Raw genomic sequence first — 12946 nt, 5'->3', positions numbered from 1 at the left:
CTTTCCTCGCGGATTTCGCGAGGAAAGGACCTTTCATGACGCTTGCGGGAGGGGGATCAGCGCTCCGAGATGGGCGCGTAGTCCCGCGACGCGTAGCCGGTGTAGATCTGCCGCGGGCGGCCGATCTTGGTGGCCGGGTCCTGGATCATCTCGCGCCAGTGCGCGATCCAGCCCGGCAGGCGGCCGAGCGCGAACAGCACGGTGAAGTACTTCGTCGGGAAGCCGAGCGCCCGGTAGATCAGACCGGTGTAGAAGTCGACGTTGGGGTACAGCTTCCGCTCGATGAAGTAGTCGTCCGAGAGCGCGGTCTCTTCCAGCTTCTTCGCGATGTCGAGCAGCTGGTCGCCGCCCTTGAGCTTGGAGAGGATCTCGTCCGCGGTGTTCTTGATGATCTTCGCGCGCGGGTCGTAGTTCTTGTAGACCCGGTGCCCGAAGCCCATCAGGCGGACACCCTTTTCCTTGTTCTTCACGCGGGTGACGAAGTTCGCGACGTCGCCGCCCTCGGCCTGGATGCCCTCGAGCATGTCCAGGACCGCGCTGTTGGCGCCACCGTGCAGCGGGCCGAAGAGCGCGTTGATACCGGCCGAGATCGAGGCGAACAGGTTCGCCTCGGAGGAGCCGACGAGACGCACGGTCGAGGTCGAGCAGTTCTGCTCGTGGTCGGCGTGCAGGATGAACAGCAGGTCGAGCGCCTTGGCGACGTCCGGGTCGACCTCGTAGGGCTCGGCAGGGAAGCCGAAGGTCATCCGCAGGAAGTTCTCGACCAGGCCGAGCGAGTTGTCCGGGTACAGCAGCGGCTGGCCGACGGACTTCTTGTACGCGTACGCGGCCAGGGTCGGGACCTTGGCCAGCAGGCGGATGGTGGACAGCTCCACGTTCGCTTCGTCGAACGGGTTGAGCGAGTCCTGGTAGAAGGTCGACAGCGCGGATACGGCGCTGGAGAGCACCGGCATCGGGTGCGCGTCGCGCGGGAAGCCGCTGAAGAAGGCCTTGAGGTCCTCGTGCAGCAGGGTGTGCCGCTGGATCTTCCCGGTGAACTCCTCCAGCTGAGCCTGGGTGGGCAGCTCGCCGTAGATGAGCAGGTACGAGACCTCGATGAAGGTCGACTTCTCGGCCAGCTGCTCGATCGGGTACCCGCGGTAGCGCAGGATGCCGGCGTCACCGTCGATGTAGGTGATGGCCGACGACGCGGCACCGGTGTTCACGAACCCCGGGTCGTGGGTGATGTACCCGGTCGTCGCCAGCAGCTTCCCCAGCTCGATCCCAGGCGCGCCCTCGACCGGGTGGATCACCTTGAACTCGTGCTCGCCGTTGGGCAGGCGCAGCGTCGCGGTCTCGCCGGACTGCCCCGCAGCCGTCGTCGCGTCGGACATGTAAGTCCCTCTCACGTTCAGCACGGGCCGGCGGCGCCTGTAGGTTCCACAGGTACGCCCTCTTTCACGCGCGTGACCCACGGCCTCGCTGCACACCGCCCCGCTGGGGTATGAATTCCCCTCTACGCTAGTCGAGAATGGGGTCAACGCGCAGCGGGTGAGTTGCTCACAACAGCCCCTTTGGGACCAGGTTCACACGGCGGATGCCATATCGCCCGCCGTCGGCGGTTCCGCCCCGCTCCGCGAGACGGTGATCGACGCCGCTTTCGCCGCGAATTCGAGCGCCGTCCGCCAGCCGCCGGCGTCGAGAGTGGACAAGTCGCGCACGCCGTTCGAGTACAGCCACGCCAGCAGGGCGCCCTGCACGGTGTCACCGGCGCCGATCGTGTCGACGACGTCGACCCGGCGTGACGGGACCTGCGCGATTTCGCCCGCTCGTGTGATGACGGACAGTCCCCGCGCGCCCCGGGTGAGCACGACGGCATCGACTCCGCAAGAGGTCCAGACCTTTGCCGCGTCGACCGGGTCGGCGCCCTCGGCGAGCCATTCCGTGTCGTCGTCGGAGATCTTGAGCAGGCGGACATGCGGCAGCCAGGACTCGAATCGCGCACGGTAGGCCGCCGGATCGGTGATCAGCGCCGCACGGATGTTCGGGTCGAGCACGGTCAGGACGCCGCGGGCGGATTCGCGGCGCAACACGGTTTCGTACGTGCTCGCACCCGGCTCCAGGACCATGCCGAGGGTGCCGAGCGAGAGCGCCGTCACATCCTCCGGCAGCGGTCCGGGGTCGGCGACCAGCCGGTCCGCGGTGCCCTCGGTGTAGAACGTGTACCGCGCGGAACCCTTCTCGTCGAGCGCGACCACGGCGAGCGTTGTCGGCTCGTTTCCCCGCTGCAGCAAGGTGGTATCGACACCGGAGGCGTGCAGCCGGTCCACCAGCGCGACGCCGAAGCGGTCTTCGGAGACGCGTGAGAGGAAGCCCGTCGGGACGCCGAGCCGCCCGGCGGCGAGCGCGACGTTGTAGGGACCACCACCCATCCGTGGCAGGAGCGCGCGCAACCCACCGTCCACAGTGGAATCCAATGGTTCACCGGGAACGAGGTCGACCAGCGCCTCTCCACCTACGACGATCACGGGCGCGATGCTAGCCGAGGCGGTGGCCGGATCACCAGAATTGTCAGTTCAGGACATTTTTTGTCGCTATCCCCCCAAGGAGGAGTTCCGAAAGCGCGGTGAACGCTTCGGCGTCGGTCACCCCGGTGCGCTGACCGATCACGCCGGTCTGGATTCCCTCGATGATCAGTCCCGCCATTTCCGCGATCAGCCGCGCGTGCACCTCGCGGAAAACACCGTCGGTGACGCCGCGATCGATGAACGACCGGATCCGCCCGGCCGCGGCGCGGCTGTTGAGCTGATACGCGTCCCGCGCCGGCGCGAATTCGGCGATGTCGGTCATGAAAGCGGCCGAAGCGCGATTCAGGTACTCGGAGATCCCGGCGAGGTACTCCCCGAGGATCTTGCGGGCGTCGTCGATCCCGGCGATCCGCTCCTCCAGCAGCTCGGCGGCGCCCTTGAAAAAGTGGGTGACGACCTTGACCGCGAGCTGCTCCTTGCTGGGCGCGAGCGCGTAGAGGGTCGACTTCGAGCAGCGGAGCCTTGCGGCCAGGTCGTCCAGCGTGAACTGGGAAAACCCTTCGGCGAGGAAGAGCGATTCAAGCTCCGAGAGCAGCGCTCTCTGACGCGCGGTGGGCTGGCGGCGCGAGGTCATCGGATCACTATCCCCTACGCGAACGATGTACCCCCAGCGCCGTCTACTGTACGCTGAATCAACCCACAGTACTGTTTTTAGTACAGCTCAGCTCGGAGGAGCCATGCCGGCGGACCGTCTGCTGCCCAGCACCGAGGCCCAGGATCTGATCGACCTGGCCAAGGAGATCGCGCGCGAGGAACTCGCCCCGATCGCCAGCAAGTACGAGGAGACCGCGCACTTCCCGCGTGAGCAGTTCCGGCTGCTCGGGCAGGCCGGGCTGCTCGGCCTGCCGTACTCGGAACGCTGGGGCGGCGGCGAGCTGCCGTACGAGGTGTATCTGCAGGTTCTGGAGGAGATCGCGGCCGCGTGGATGTCGGTCGGCGTCGGGCTCTCCGTGCACACGATGTCCTGCTTCGCGCTGGCGCACCACGGCACCGACGAGCAGCGTGACCGCTGGTTGCCCGCGATGCTGGAAGGCGGCCTGCTGGGCGCGTACGCGCTTTCGGAGACCCACGCGGGCTCCGACGCGGCCGCCCTCTCGACCCGCGCGCGGCTCGACGGCGACCAGTACGTCGTGAACGGTACGAAGGCGTGGATCACCCACGCGGGTGAGGCCGACTTCTACACGACCATGGTGCGCACCAGCGACGACGGCGGGCAGGGCATCTCCTGCCTGCTCGTCGACGCGGCGACGCCGGGCCTGTCGGCCGCGCCGCCCGAGCGGAAGATGGGCCTCACCGGGTCGACCACGGCGCAGCTGATGTTCGAGGACGCCGCCGTCGACGCCGACCGGCGGATCGGCGAAGAGGGCCAGGGGCTGAAGATCGCGCTCTCGTCGCTCAGCTCCGGACGGCTGGGCATCGCCGCTTGCGCCGTCGGGCTCGCGCAGGCCGCGCTGGACGAGGCACTCGAGTACGCGAAGGGCCGCACGCAGTTCGGGCGGCCGATCATCGAGTTCCAGGGCCTGGAATTCCTGCTGGCCGACATGGCCGCGACCGTCGAGACCTCGCGCGCGATGTACCTCGACGCCGCCCGCCGCCGCGACCGCGGGCTGCCGTTCCAGCGGCAGGCGTCGATCGCGAAACTCGTCGCGACCGACGGCGCGATGAAGGTGACCACCGACGCCGTGCAGGTGCTCGGCGGCGCCGGGTACACGAAGGACTTCCCGGTGGAGCGGTACATGCGGGAGGCGAAGGTGCCGCAGATCTTCGAGGGCACCAACCAGATCCAGCGCATGGTGATCGCGCGGGAACTACGGAAAGGCTGACACTCCGCGCCGATACGATCACCAGTAGTGATCGTTGGACGCTGCCATGACCGGCGAATTCCGTGCCGACGAGCCGTTTCCGGCGCAGCTGGATCTCGGCAGGGCTGCTCTCGTGAGTGGCAAGGACGGTTAGGGCGAAGGGTGTCTTGTGCACCTACCGCGGGGGACGGGTTGCGTTTCCGGAGCTCGCCTGTGCTGTTGGGTGCCGGGCTTGGCAGGGGGTTGCGAAAGCCACTTTCGCAACCTTCAACGTTGCGAAAGTGGCTTTCGCAACATCGGTCGTGGCCGGGCACGGCACCGTCCTGGCGAGCATGTCGCGAAAGCCACTTTCGAGACGTCTGATGTCCCGAAAGTGGCTTTCGCGANCCTGGACTGAGCCGCGCGACGGCTAGACCAGACCCACTCGGTACCGGGATTCCGCTGGGCGCTGGGCGCGGCGTCGTCCTGGTGGTCATGCCGCGAAAGCCACTTTCGAGACGTCTGATGTCCCGAAAGTGGCTTTCGCGACGCTCCCGGCCTTCCCCGACCGGCCCCGGGGTCAACAGCGGCCCGAAGCCAGCAGGTACCTCACGAGCCTCCGTGCCCCGGCGGGCCGAACTGCTGTGGCGGCGGACCGGCCTGCTGCTGCCATCCAGCGTGCGGCTGATGAGGCGGCTGCCACTGGGGCTGCGGTGGCGGGAACTGAGCGCCGTGACCCTGCTGCGGGAACCCCGGCGATTGCGGGAAACCCTGCTGCTGCGGCAAGCCCGGCTGCGCCGCCCACTGTCCGCCCTGCCGGGCCTTGCGCCGCTTCCCGCGGATCAGCATCGTCGCCCCCAAGCCGGTCAGCGCCACCCCGACCCCGGCCATCCAGAGCCCGTGGTCGCGGAACGTCTCGGCCCTGGACTCGGCGGCGGCCTTCATCTGGTCGTAGGTGTCCTCGTCGACGGTGCGGCCACCCTTGGTGCTTTCGCAGACGTCGCCGGGGCCCATGATCCGGCCACCGCATTTGATGACGTCCGGGTCCTCGCGGGCGAACAGCAAGGTGACGACCAGGAAACCGAGACCGACGACGAGAACGAAGACCCAGCGCTTCATGTGTTACACATCCTCCCCAGTGTGTAACACATGAGAGCACAGGCCGGTCACGCTGACAAGGCCGGGGTCAGCCTTCGCGGTAGCGCCGCTCCTCGGTGACGCCGACGCCGGTCGCCTCGTCGAAGTGGTAGACCTCGCGCCCGCGTACGAACACGCGCATGGCCCGGTTCATCACGTCCAGCGGGTCACCCGACCAGATGACCACGTCGGCGTCGAGGCCGGGCTTCAGCGAGCCGACCTGGTCGTCGAGGTCCAGCATCGCGGCGGGGTTGACGGTCAGCGCCTTCAGCGCCGTCTCCGGGTCGAGACCGTCCTTCACCGACAGCGCGGCCTGGTACACCAGGAAGTTGATCGGCACGACGGGGTGGTCCGTGGTGATCGCGATCCGCACGCCCGCCCTGGCGAGGATGCCGGGCGCGCGCAGGGTGCGGTTGCGCAGCTCCACTTTGGACTTCGTGGTGAACAGCGGGCCGAGGATCACCGGCACGTCCCGCTCGGCGAGCAGGTCCGCGATCAGGTGCCCTTCGGTGCCGTGGTTGATCACCAGCTTGTAGCCGAACTCGTCGGCCAGCCGGATCGCGGTCACCATGTCGTCGGCGCGGTGGACGTGCTGGTCCCAGTACAGCTCGCCGTCGAGGACCTTGGCCAGCGTCTCCTTGGTCAGGTCGACGTCGAACGGCTTGCCCTCACCGGCGGCGTGCTCGCGCTGGGCGGCGTAGTTGCGCGCGGCGGTGAACGCGTCGCGGATGGTCGACGCGACGCCGAGCCTGGTCGACGGCGTCTGCTTCTTCTCGCCATAGACCCGCTTCGGGTTTTCGCCGAGCGCGCTCTTCACGCTGACGCCCTCGGCGAAGATCATGTCGAGCACGGTCCGGCCCCAGGTCTTGACGCCGATCGTCTGCCCGCCGATGGGGTTCCCGGAGCCGGGTTTGATGACGACGCTGGTGACGCCGCCCGCGAGCGCGTCGTCGAAGCCGGGCTCGTACGGGTCGATCCCGTCGATCGCGCGGAACCGCGCGCCGTTGGGGTCGGTCATCTCGTTGGTGTCGTTCCCGGACCAGCCTTCGCCGTCCTCGTGAACGCCGAGGTGGGCGTGCGCGTCGATGAACCCGGGCAGCACCCAGCTGCCCGCGGCGTCGATCAGTTCGGCGTCGTCGGGGACGTCGACGTCGGCGTCCGTGCCGACCGCGGCGATCTTCCCGTTCTCGATGAGGACCGTGCCGCCGTCGATGGGATCACCGTCGACCGGGACGACGTAACCACCGACGATGGCCTTGACCTGTGCTTTGTCAGACATACTTTGACACGCTAACGAACTGGGCCACCGGTCCGCACGCGGGGCTTTTCGAAATGGACCAGTTCGTAGTGCGCCTCGGGCGTGCGGTGCGTTTCGACGTAGCCGAGCTTCCGGTACATCCGCAGCGGGCCCGCGCTCCGCTCCCCGGTGAACAGGCGGAACACGGTCACCGAGGGCGGCGCGGCCGCCTCGGCGGCGAGCAGCAACGAGCTGCCGAGGCCGTGTCCCTGCCTGTCCGGGGCCACGATGAGTCTGCCGACGAGACCGGCCTCGCCGTCCACGACGATCCGGACGCTTGCCACCAGCCGTCCGGATTCCCTGATGCCCCAGGCGAAACACGCGGGATCGCCCAGGGCCTCCTTGGCCTGCTCGAAGGTCTCCAGCAGCGGCGGGAGGTCGAGGTTCTCGTGCTCCCTTGCCTCCGGGACGTACGCCGCGCGCTGCAGCGTGAGCACCTCACCCGCGTCGGCGGGGCCCAGCCGGAGAGGTGCCTCCATCAGCGCACCCGGATTCCCCAGCTCCCGGTCCACGACGACGCGGGCTCCAGGTCGATCAGGTCGGTGCCGGTGTTGAGCGCGTCGGCGGGGCAGGTCATCGGCTCGATCGCCACCGCCCGTCCGCGGCCGACCAGGTCGCCCGGCGTGAACACCTGCGCCCAGCGGAAGTCCGGCCCGGCCCAGACCAGCAGCTCCTGCTCCCCGTGCGAGAGGACGTGGTGGTGGTTGCCGTCCTCGGCGACGCTCAGCCCCCCGAACGCCGTGTCGAGGTCGACGCCTTCGAGCACCTTGCCGGACCGGAAGTCGTATTCGGTCCCCTCGACGTCCTGCTCGTCGGCGTACGGCATCTGCTCGTCGCCGAGATACGGGCGGACCCGGCTCGCGGGCAGCGTCAGCGTCAGCTCGTCGGTGGGCACGTCGCCGATGCGGAAGTAGGGGTGCGTGCCGAGCCCGACGCCGATCGGGCTCTCGCCCTCGTTGCGGATCTCGTGCGTCACGACCAGCTCGCGCGGCGAGATCTCGTAGGTGATGGTCGCGCGCAGCGGCACCGGCCAGCCCTCCTGCGCCGGGACGTCGATGGCCAGCGTGATCGACGACTCCGCGTGTTCGAGGAGCTCCCACTCCTCGTGCCGGGTCAGGCCGTGGATCGCGTTGCCGCGCGCCTCCTCGGTGATCGGGAGCTGCTGCTTCTCACCCTGGTACACCCACTGGCCGCCCTTGGTGCGGTTCGGCCAGGGCAGCAGCACCTGCCCGGCGCCCTTCGGCGGCTTCTCGTCCTCGGCGAACGCCTCGACGTAGGGCACTCCGCCGACCTCGAACGCGCGCAGCCCGGCACCGATCTCGGTGACGACGGCGCGCGCGTTGCCGCGGGTGATCTCGAACTGCTCTCCGGTGGGATTGGCCATGCCGACGAGGTTACCGGCGGCCTTGTCCGAAGTAGTGTGGGAGCGCCACGCCCGGACGAAGGAGACCGCCGCGATGACCGTTCCCGGCTACCCCAGCACCGTCGGCCGCGTCCTGGAACGCAGCGCGCGCCGCGTCCCGGACCGGGTCGCCCTCACGTTCGCCGATCGCGTGTGGACGTACGCGGAGCTGGACCGCGCCGCGGGCCGGGTGGCGGCGAAACTGCTCGGCCGCGGGCTCGCCCACGGTGACCGCGTCGCGGCCTTCGGCAAGAACTCCGACGCGTACCTGTTGCTGTACCTCGGTTGCGCCCGCGCCGGGCTGGTGCACGTGCCGGTGAACTTCAACGCGCGCGGTGAAGAACTCGAGTACCTGCTCACGCAGTCCGAACCGGCCGTCGCCTTCGTCGACCCCTCGCTGGCCGGGTACGTCGATGTCGATCAGGTGTCCACACTGGACGTTCTGGAGTGGGCGCTGGACGAGGCCGTCGCCCCGCACGACGAGTCCGGGGTCGCCGACGACGACCTCGTCCAGCTGCTCTACACGTCCGGCACGACCTCGCGGCCGAAGGGCGCGATGCTCACCCACCGCGCGCTGGTGCACGAGTACTCGTCCTGTATCGCGGCGCTCGACCTGAGCGATCGTGACGTACCGCTGCACGCGCTGCCGCTGTACCACTCGGCGCAGATGCACGTGTTCCTCATGCCCGGGCTGGCCGTCGGCGCGACGAACCACCTCGTCGAGGCGCCCGATCTCGGCGACATCCTCGCGCGGATTCCGCGTCAGGGCATCACTTCGCTGTTCTTCCCGCCGACCGTCTGGGTCGGGCTCGCGAACCATCCCGGTCTCGCGGACGCGGATCTGAGCTGTCTCACCAAGGCCTACTACGGCGCGTCGATCATGCCCGTGCCGGTGTTGAACGCGCTGCGCGCGCGGCTCGAAGGAGTCGGTTTCTACAACTGCTTCGGCCAGTCGGAGATCGGTCCACTCGCGACAGTGCTGCGGCCGGAAGAGCACGACGCGCGGCCGGATTCCGTCGGGCGGCCGGTCCTCTTCGTCGAGACGCGGGTGGTGGACGCCGAGATGAACGACCTCCCGCCGGGCGAACTCGGCGAGGTCGTGTACCGCTCTCCCCAGCTGTGCACCGGTTACTGGGGCAAGCCCGAGGAGTCGGTGGAGGCTTTCGCGGGCGGCTGGTTCCACTCCGGCGACCTGGTGCGGCAGGACGAAGAGGGTTATCTGTTCGTCGTCGACCGGATCAAGGACGTCGTCAACACCGGTGGCGTCCTGGTCGCTTCACGCGAGGTGGAGGACGCGCTGTACGCGCATCCCGCCGTCGCCGAGGTCGCCGTCGTCGGCCTGCCGCACGAGCGCTGGATCGAAGCGATCGCCGCGATGGTCGTGGTGAAGGAACCCGTCGAGGAAGCGGAACTGATCGAGTTCGCCAAGAAGTCGCTGGCGGCGCACAAGGTGCCGAAGTCGGTGCATTTCGTCGGCGAACTGCCGAAGAACGCGTCCGGGAAACTGCTCAAACGCGAGCTGCGGCAACAGTTCGGCGGTTCAGCGTCCGCGATCGGTGTCTAGGGTTTCGGCGTACGCGGCGAACTCGCAGGCCGCTTCGAGGCTGCCCGGACGCGGCGGATCCTCCGGATCCCAGCCGAGTTCGCGGTCCTGAAGCACCTGCGTGAGCAACGGCCGCCAGCGCGGATCGAGGTTCTCACGCGCCCAAAGGAGCGCGCCGCGCTTCGACTCGACCTCGGCCGTGCGCAGCGTGTAGAGCACGCGGCAACAAGTCGACACGATGTAGCGCTGGGTCCACGCGATGTCGAAGGGCGCCCACACGCGGACGCCGTCGACCAGGCCGTGCAACTCTTCGCGCATCGCCGCACGCATCAGCTCCGGAGGCGGTTCGTCGACCAGGCTCGCGATCGGCGGACCGTCGAGCACGATGCCTTTGTGACGCAGGATCCAGCGCGTGTGGAGGCTGTTGCAGTGGGTGTCCCAGATCAGGACGCGATTTCCGTGGTCGCAGTACAGCCACGGCGTGCCGAGGCCCTGGCTGGTTTTCAGCGACGCTGTGTCCGCGTACGAGCCCTCGATTTCCTTGCACCAGAAGCCTTCTCTGGCGGGGAGTTCGTCGTGGAGCACGCGGAGACCCGCTTCGATCGTGCCGCTGGGCGGTTCTGTGGTCGCGATGATGAAGTCGCAGTCGCTGTGGAGGTCGCCGGCGCCGAGCGCGAAGGAGCCTTGGACGTACGCGCCGACGTACGTGTCACCGAGGATCTCGCGGGCTGACGCGACCAGGTCGGTGAGGACTTGGTCGAGTTCGGCGTAGGGCGTGTACACGGGCCGGACGTTACCTGGCTTCGTGAGCGCAAGGCGCGACTCGCGTGATCAGGCACGTAACTCACGTGATTGGAGGCGTAACTCGCGTGTTCGGACGGCGAACTCATGAGTGCCGCGTCTGATCACGCGAGTTACGTGCCTGATCACGCGAGATCCGAGTTGGCGCACCCGAGCTTACTAGACCGGTCGTCATAGTTTGGGCTACAGTCGGCCGCATGGTCCGTCGCACCGACACCCGGCAGCGCATGCTCGATTCCGCCGCCGAGCTCTTCCACCAGCAGGGTTATCACGCCACCGGGCTCAACCAGCTCGTCACCGCCGTCGGCGCGCCCAAGGGCTCGCTCTACTTCCACTTCCCCGGCGGCAAGGAGCAGCTGGCCGCCGAGGCCATCCGCCAGTCCGCCGACCGGCTCTGCGACCAGCTGCGCACGATCGCCGCGAACGCGCCCGACATCGTCACCGGTATCGAGAACGTGGTCGACGCGCTGGCGACTTCGCTGGAGGAGTCGGATTTCCAGCGCGGCTGCCCGCTCGCGACGGTCGCGCTCGACGCGTCGGGTGACAGCGAGGTGATCCGCCAGGCCTGCGCCGACGGCTACACCTCCTGGCACACCGTCATCGCCGAAGCGCTCGACACCGACAAGGCGGATCACCTGGCCACGGTCGTCCTCGCCGCCATCGAGGGCGGTCTGCTGCTGGCCAAGACGTTGCACGACACCGCGCCGCTGCGCGCGATCGCCCCTCACCTCCGTACCACCCTCGAACGGGAGCTGTCCTGATGCGCGTCCATCACCTGAACTGCGGAACCATGCGTCCGGTCGGCGGCAAGCTCGTCGACGGCAGGCCCGGCCTGTTCCGCCGCGCCGAGCTGATCTGCCACTGCCTCCTGCTGGAGACCGACACCGGGCTCGTGCTCGTCGAGACCGGTGTCGGAACGCCGACGGTCACCCGCCCGGCCGAATGGCTCGGCGCCGGTTTCGTCCGGCTGGTGCACCCCGACAGCGACGACGACCTGAGCGCCACCACCCAGATCCGCAAGCTCGGCTTCGACCCGGCCGACGTGCGCGACATCGTGCTCACCCACCTCGACCTCGACCACGCGGGCGGGCTCGTCGACTTCCCCCAGGCGCGGGTCCACGTCCACGATCGCGAACTCCAGGCACTGGAGAAGCCGATCGACCGCAAGGAGGCGAGCCGCTACCGGAAGGTCCAGTTCAGCCACGGTCCACTGTGGAGGTCGTACCGCGCCGACGGCGAGCCGTGGTTCGGTTTCGACGCCGTCCGCGAGCTCGAAGGGGTCCCGGACGTGCTGATCATCCCGCTCGCCGGGCACACCCGCGGGCACGCCGGCGTCGCGGTCGACACCGGCGACGGCTGGCTCCTCAACGCCGGTGACGCCGTCTTCCACGGCGGCGAGCTGGAGCGAAAGCCGCACATCCCTCTGGCCTTGGGCTTCTTCGAGTCGTACATGCAGACGGAGAAGACCGCACGACTGGACAACCAGCGCCGGCTGCGCGAACTTGTCAGTGACAACGGTGCCGAGGTGACGGTCTTCGCCGCGCACGACGCCACCGCATTCGAACGGCTCAGCCAGAGGAGCAGGCTATGAAGGTGCACCACCTGAACTGCGGCACGATGCGCGCACCGGGCGGGAAGCTGCTCGACGGCCAGCCCGGCCTGCTACGCCGCTCGGAACTGGTGGCGCACTGCCTGCTCATCGAGACCGGCGACGGGCTCGTGCTGGTGGACACCGGCTTCGGCCGCAAGGGCGTCGAGAATCCCGGCGCCTGGCTCGGCACGCCGTTCACGCTCATGGTCGGCGCCAAGCCGGTCGAGACGGAGACCGCGGCGCACCACGTCGAGGCGCTGGGCCACCAGCTCGAAGACGTCCGGCACATCATCTGCACCCACCTCGACGTCGACCACGCGGGCGGGCTCGCCGACTTCCCGAACGCCGTCGTGCACGTCCGCACCGCGGAGCACGACGCGGCGACATCACCGGCCAACCAGAGCGAGAAGCTGCGGTTCCGCGCCAACCAGTTCGCCCACCGTCCACTGTGGAGCATGTACGACGAGGCCGGGGACGACTGGTTCGGCTTCCAGGCCGTCCGCGAGCTGAAGGGCCTGCCGCCGGAGATCCTGCTGGTGCCGCTCGCGGGGCACACCAAGGGGCACACCGGGGTGGCCGTCGACACCGGCGACGGCTGGCTGCTGCACGCCGGCGACGCGTACTTCTTCCACGGCCAGATGGATCCGGTGAAGCCGCACTGCCCGCCGGGGATGACCGCGTTCCAGAACATGGTGCAGACCCTGCGCAAACCGCGGCTGGAGAACGTCGAGCGGCTGCGGGAGCTGAGCCGGGAACACACCGACGAGGTCACCGTGTTCTCGGCCCACAGCCCGGTGGAGTACCAGGCGCTCAGCCGGGGCTGATCG

The 12946-nt window shown here is 68.6% G+C and carries 13 protein-coding genes; 5 read left to right on the top strand and 8 right to left on the bottom strand.

Annotated elements, in window-relative coordinates; all coding sequences use genetic code 11:
- Positions 1–56: 56 nt before the first annotated feature.
- The 3 genes from ACXIZN_RS38135 to ACXIZN_RS38125 form a co-directional block, all read right to left on the bottom strand.
- Positions 57–1373 carry a citrate synthase gene (locus tag ACXIZN_RS38135; RefSeq protein ID WP_091598543.1) on the bottom strand — a complete coding sequence of 439 codons (1317 nt, stop codon included), beginning with the start codon at positions 1371–1373 and terminating at the stop codon, positions 57–59.
- 192 nt (positions 1374–1565) lie between these two features.
- The gene (locus ACXIZN_RS38130; protein ID WP_457959662.1) at positions 1566–2507 is read right to left on the bottom strand and encodes a carbohydrate kinase family protein; all 942 of its coding nucleotides are present in this window, start codon (positions 2505–2507) and stop codon (positions 1566–1568) included.
- A gap of 43 nt (positions 2508–2550) precedes the next feature.
- Positions 2551–3141, bottom strand: a complete 591-nt coding sequence (locus ACXIZN_RS38125) for a TetR/AcrR family transcriptional regulator (RefSeq protein WP_457959661.1) — start codon at positions 3139–3141, stop codon at positions 2551–2553.
- A 103-nt stretch (positions 3142–3244) separates the two neighbouring features.
- Between ACXIZN_RS38125 and ACXIZN_RS38120 the strand changes: the two genes are divergently transcribed.
- Complete coding sequence (locus ACXIZN_RS38120) at positions 3245–4390, top strand: acyl-CoA dehydrogenase family protein (protein ID WP_457959660.1); 1146 nt, start codon at positions 3245–3247, stop codon at positions 4388–4390.
- A gap of 567 nt (positions 4391–4957) precedes the next feature.
- Here ACXIZN_RS38120 and ACXIZN_RS38115 read toward each other — a convergent pair.
- From ACXIZN_RS38115 to ACXIZN_RS38100, 4 genes are all read right to left on the bottom strand, one after another.
- Complete coding sequence (locus ACXIZN_RS38115; protein WP_457959659.1) at positions 4958–5467, bottom strand: hypothetical protein; 510 nt, start codon at positions 5465–5467, stop codon at positions 4958–4960.
- Positions 5468–5534: 67 nt separating this feature from the next.
- Entirely contained in the window at positions 5535–6764 is a 1230-nt protein-coding gene (locus ACXIZN_RS38110; RefSeq protein WP_126730531.1) for an amidohydrolase, read from the bottom strand.
- Positions 6765–6775: 11 nt separating this feature from the next.
- On the bottom strand, positions 6776–7261 hold the full coding sequence (locus ACXIZN_RS38105) for a GNAT family N-acetyltransferase (RefSeq protein ID WP_457959658.1): 486 nt from the start codon (positions 7259–7261) through the stop codon (positions 6776–6778).
- A complete protein-coding gene (locus tag ACXIZN_RS38100; protein ID WP_457959657.1) occupies positions 7261–8166 on the bottom strand; it encodes an aldose 1-epimerase family protein in 906 nt (301 codons plus the stop codon). The genes ACXIZN_RS38105 and ACXIZN_RS38100 overlap by 1 nt, the downstream gene beginning before the upstream one ends.
- 73 nt (positions 8167–8239) lie before the next feature.
- Here ACXIZN_RS38100 and ACXIZN_RS38095 point away from each other — a divergent pair, with 73 nt between their 5' ends.
- A complete protein-coding gene (locus ACXIZN_RS38095; RefSeq protein WP_457960699.1) occupies positions 8240–9748 on the top strand; it encodes a fatty acyl-CoA synthetase in 1509 nt (502 codons plus the stop codon).
- Here the strand turns inward: ACXIZN_RS38095 and ACXIZN_RS38090 are convergent.
- Positions 9725–10510 carry an aminoglycoside adenylyltransferase domain-containing protein gene (locus ACXIZN_RS38090; protein ID WP_457959656.1) on the bottom strand — a complete coding sequence of 262 codons (786 nt, stop codon included), beginning with the start codon at positions 10508–10510 and terminating at the stop codon, positions 9725–9727. The two genes, ACXIZN_RS38095 and ACXIZN_RS38090, sit on opposite strands and share 24 nt — an antisense overlap.
- Before the next feature lie 215 nt (positions 10511–10725).
- Here ACXIZN_RS38090 and ACXIZN_RS38085 point away from each other — a divergent pair, with 215 nt between their 5' ends.
- Genes ACXIZN_RS38085 through ACXIZN_RS38075 form a run of 3 tightly spaced genes read left to right on the top strand, consistent with a single transcriptional unit; the run spans position 10726 to position 12943 of the window.
- On the top strand, positions 10726–11289 hold the full coding sequence (locus ACXIZN_RS38085) for a TetR/AcrR family transcriptional regulator (protein WP_457959655.1): 564 nt from the start codon (positions 10726–10728) through the stop codon (positions 11287–11289).
- On the top strand, positions 11289–12119 hold the full coding sequence (locus ACXIZN_RS38080; RefSeq protein WP_457959654.1) for an MBL fold metallo-hydrolase: 831 nt from the start codon (positions 11289–11291) through the stop codon (positions 12117–12119). The genes ACXIZN_RS38085 and ACXIZN_RS38080 overlap by 1 nt, the downstream gene beginning before the upstream one ends.
- On the top strand, positions 12116–12943 hold the full coding sequence (locus ACXIZN_RS38075) for an MBL fold metallo-hydrolase (RefSeq protein ID WP_457959653.1): 828 nt from the start codon (positions 12116–12118) through the stop codon (positions 12941–12943). Before ACXIZN_RS38080 ends, ACXIZN_RS38075 begins: the two co-directional genes overlap by 4 nt.
- The last annotated feature ends 3 nt before the right edge of the window (positions 12944–12946 follow it).

The sequence above is a fragment of the Amycolatopsis sp. TRM77291 genome, from assembly GCF_054166285.1.
The sequence above is the reverse complement of the archived record's forward strand: the minus strand, read 5'-3'. Positions and strand labels throughout refer to the sequence as shown.

Excerpts from the sequence above, each read along its gene's own strand:
- ACXIZN_RS38110 (WP_126730531.1), bottom strand. The coding sequence starts at position 6,764 with ATGTCTGACAAAGCACAGGTCAAGGCCATCGTCGGTGGTTACGTCGTC.
- ACXIZN_RS38100 (WP_457959657.1), bottom strand. The coding sequence starts at position 8,166 with ATGGCCAATCCCACCGGAGAGCAGTTCGAGATCACCCGCGGCAACGCG.
- ACXIZN_RS38135 (WP_091598543.1), bottom strand. The coding sequence starts at position 1,373 with ATGTCCGACGCGACGACGGCTGCGGGGCAGTCCGGCGAGACCGCGACG.
- ACXIZN_RS38075 (WP_457959653.1), top strand. The coding sequence starts at position 12,116 with ATGAAGGTGCACCACCTGAACTGCGGCACGATGCGCGCACCGGGCGGG.
- ACXIZN_RS38095 (WP_457960699.1), top strand. The coding sequence starts at position 8,240 with ATGACCGTTCCCGGCTACCCCAGCACCGTCGGCCGCGTCCTGGAACGC.
- ACXIZN_RS38115 (WP_457959659.1), bottom strand. The coding sequence starts at position 5,467 with ATGAAGCGCTGGGTCTTCGTTCTCGTCGTCGGTCTCGGTTTCCTGGTC.
- ACXIZN_RS38105 (WP_457959658.1), bottom strand. The coding sequence starts at position 7,261 with ATGGAGGCACCTCTCCGGCTGGGCCCCGCCGACGCGGGTGAGGTGCTC.
- ACXIZN_RS38080 (WP_457959654.1), top strand. The coding sequence starts at position 11,289 with ATGCGCGTCCATCACCTGAACTGCGGAACCATGCGTCCGGTCGGCGGC.
- ACXIZN_RS38085 (WP_457959655.1), top strand. The coding sequence starts at position 10,726 with ATGGTCCGTCGCACCGACACCCGGCAGCGCATGCTCGATTCCGCCGCC.
- ACXIZN_RS38125 (WP_457959661.1), bottom strand. The coding sequence starts at position 3,141 with ATGACCTCGCGCCGCCAGCCCACCGCGCGTCAGAGAGCGCTGCTCTCG.
- ACXIZN_RS38120 (WP_457959660.1), top strand. The coding sequence starts at position 3,245 with ATGCCGGCGGACCGTCTGCTGCCCAGCACCGAGGCCCAGGATCTGATC.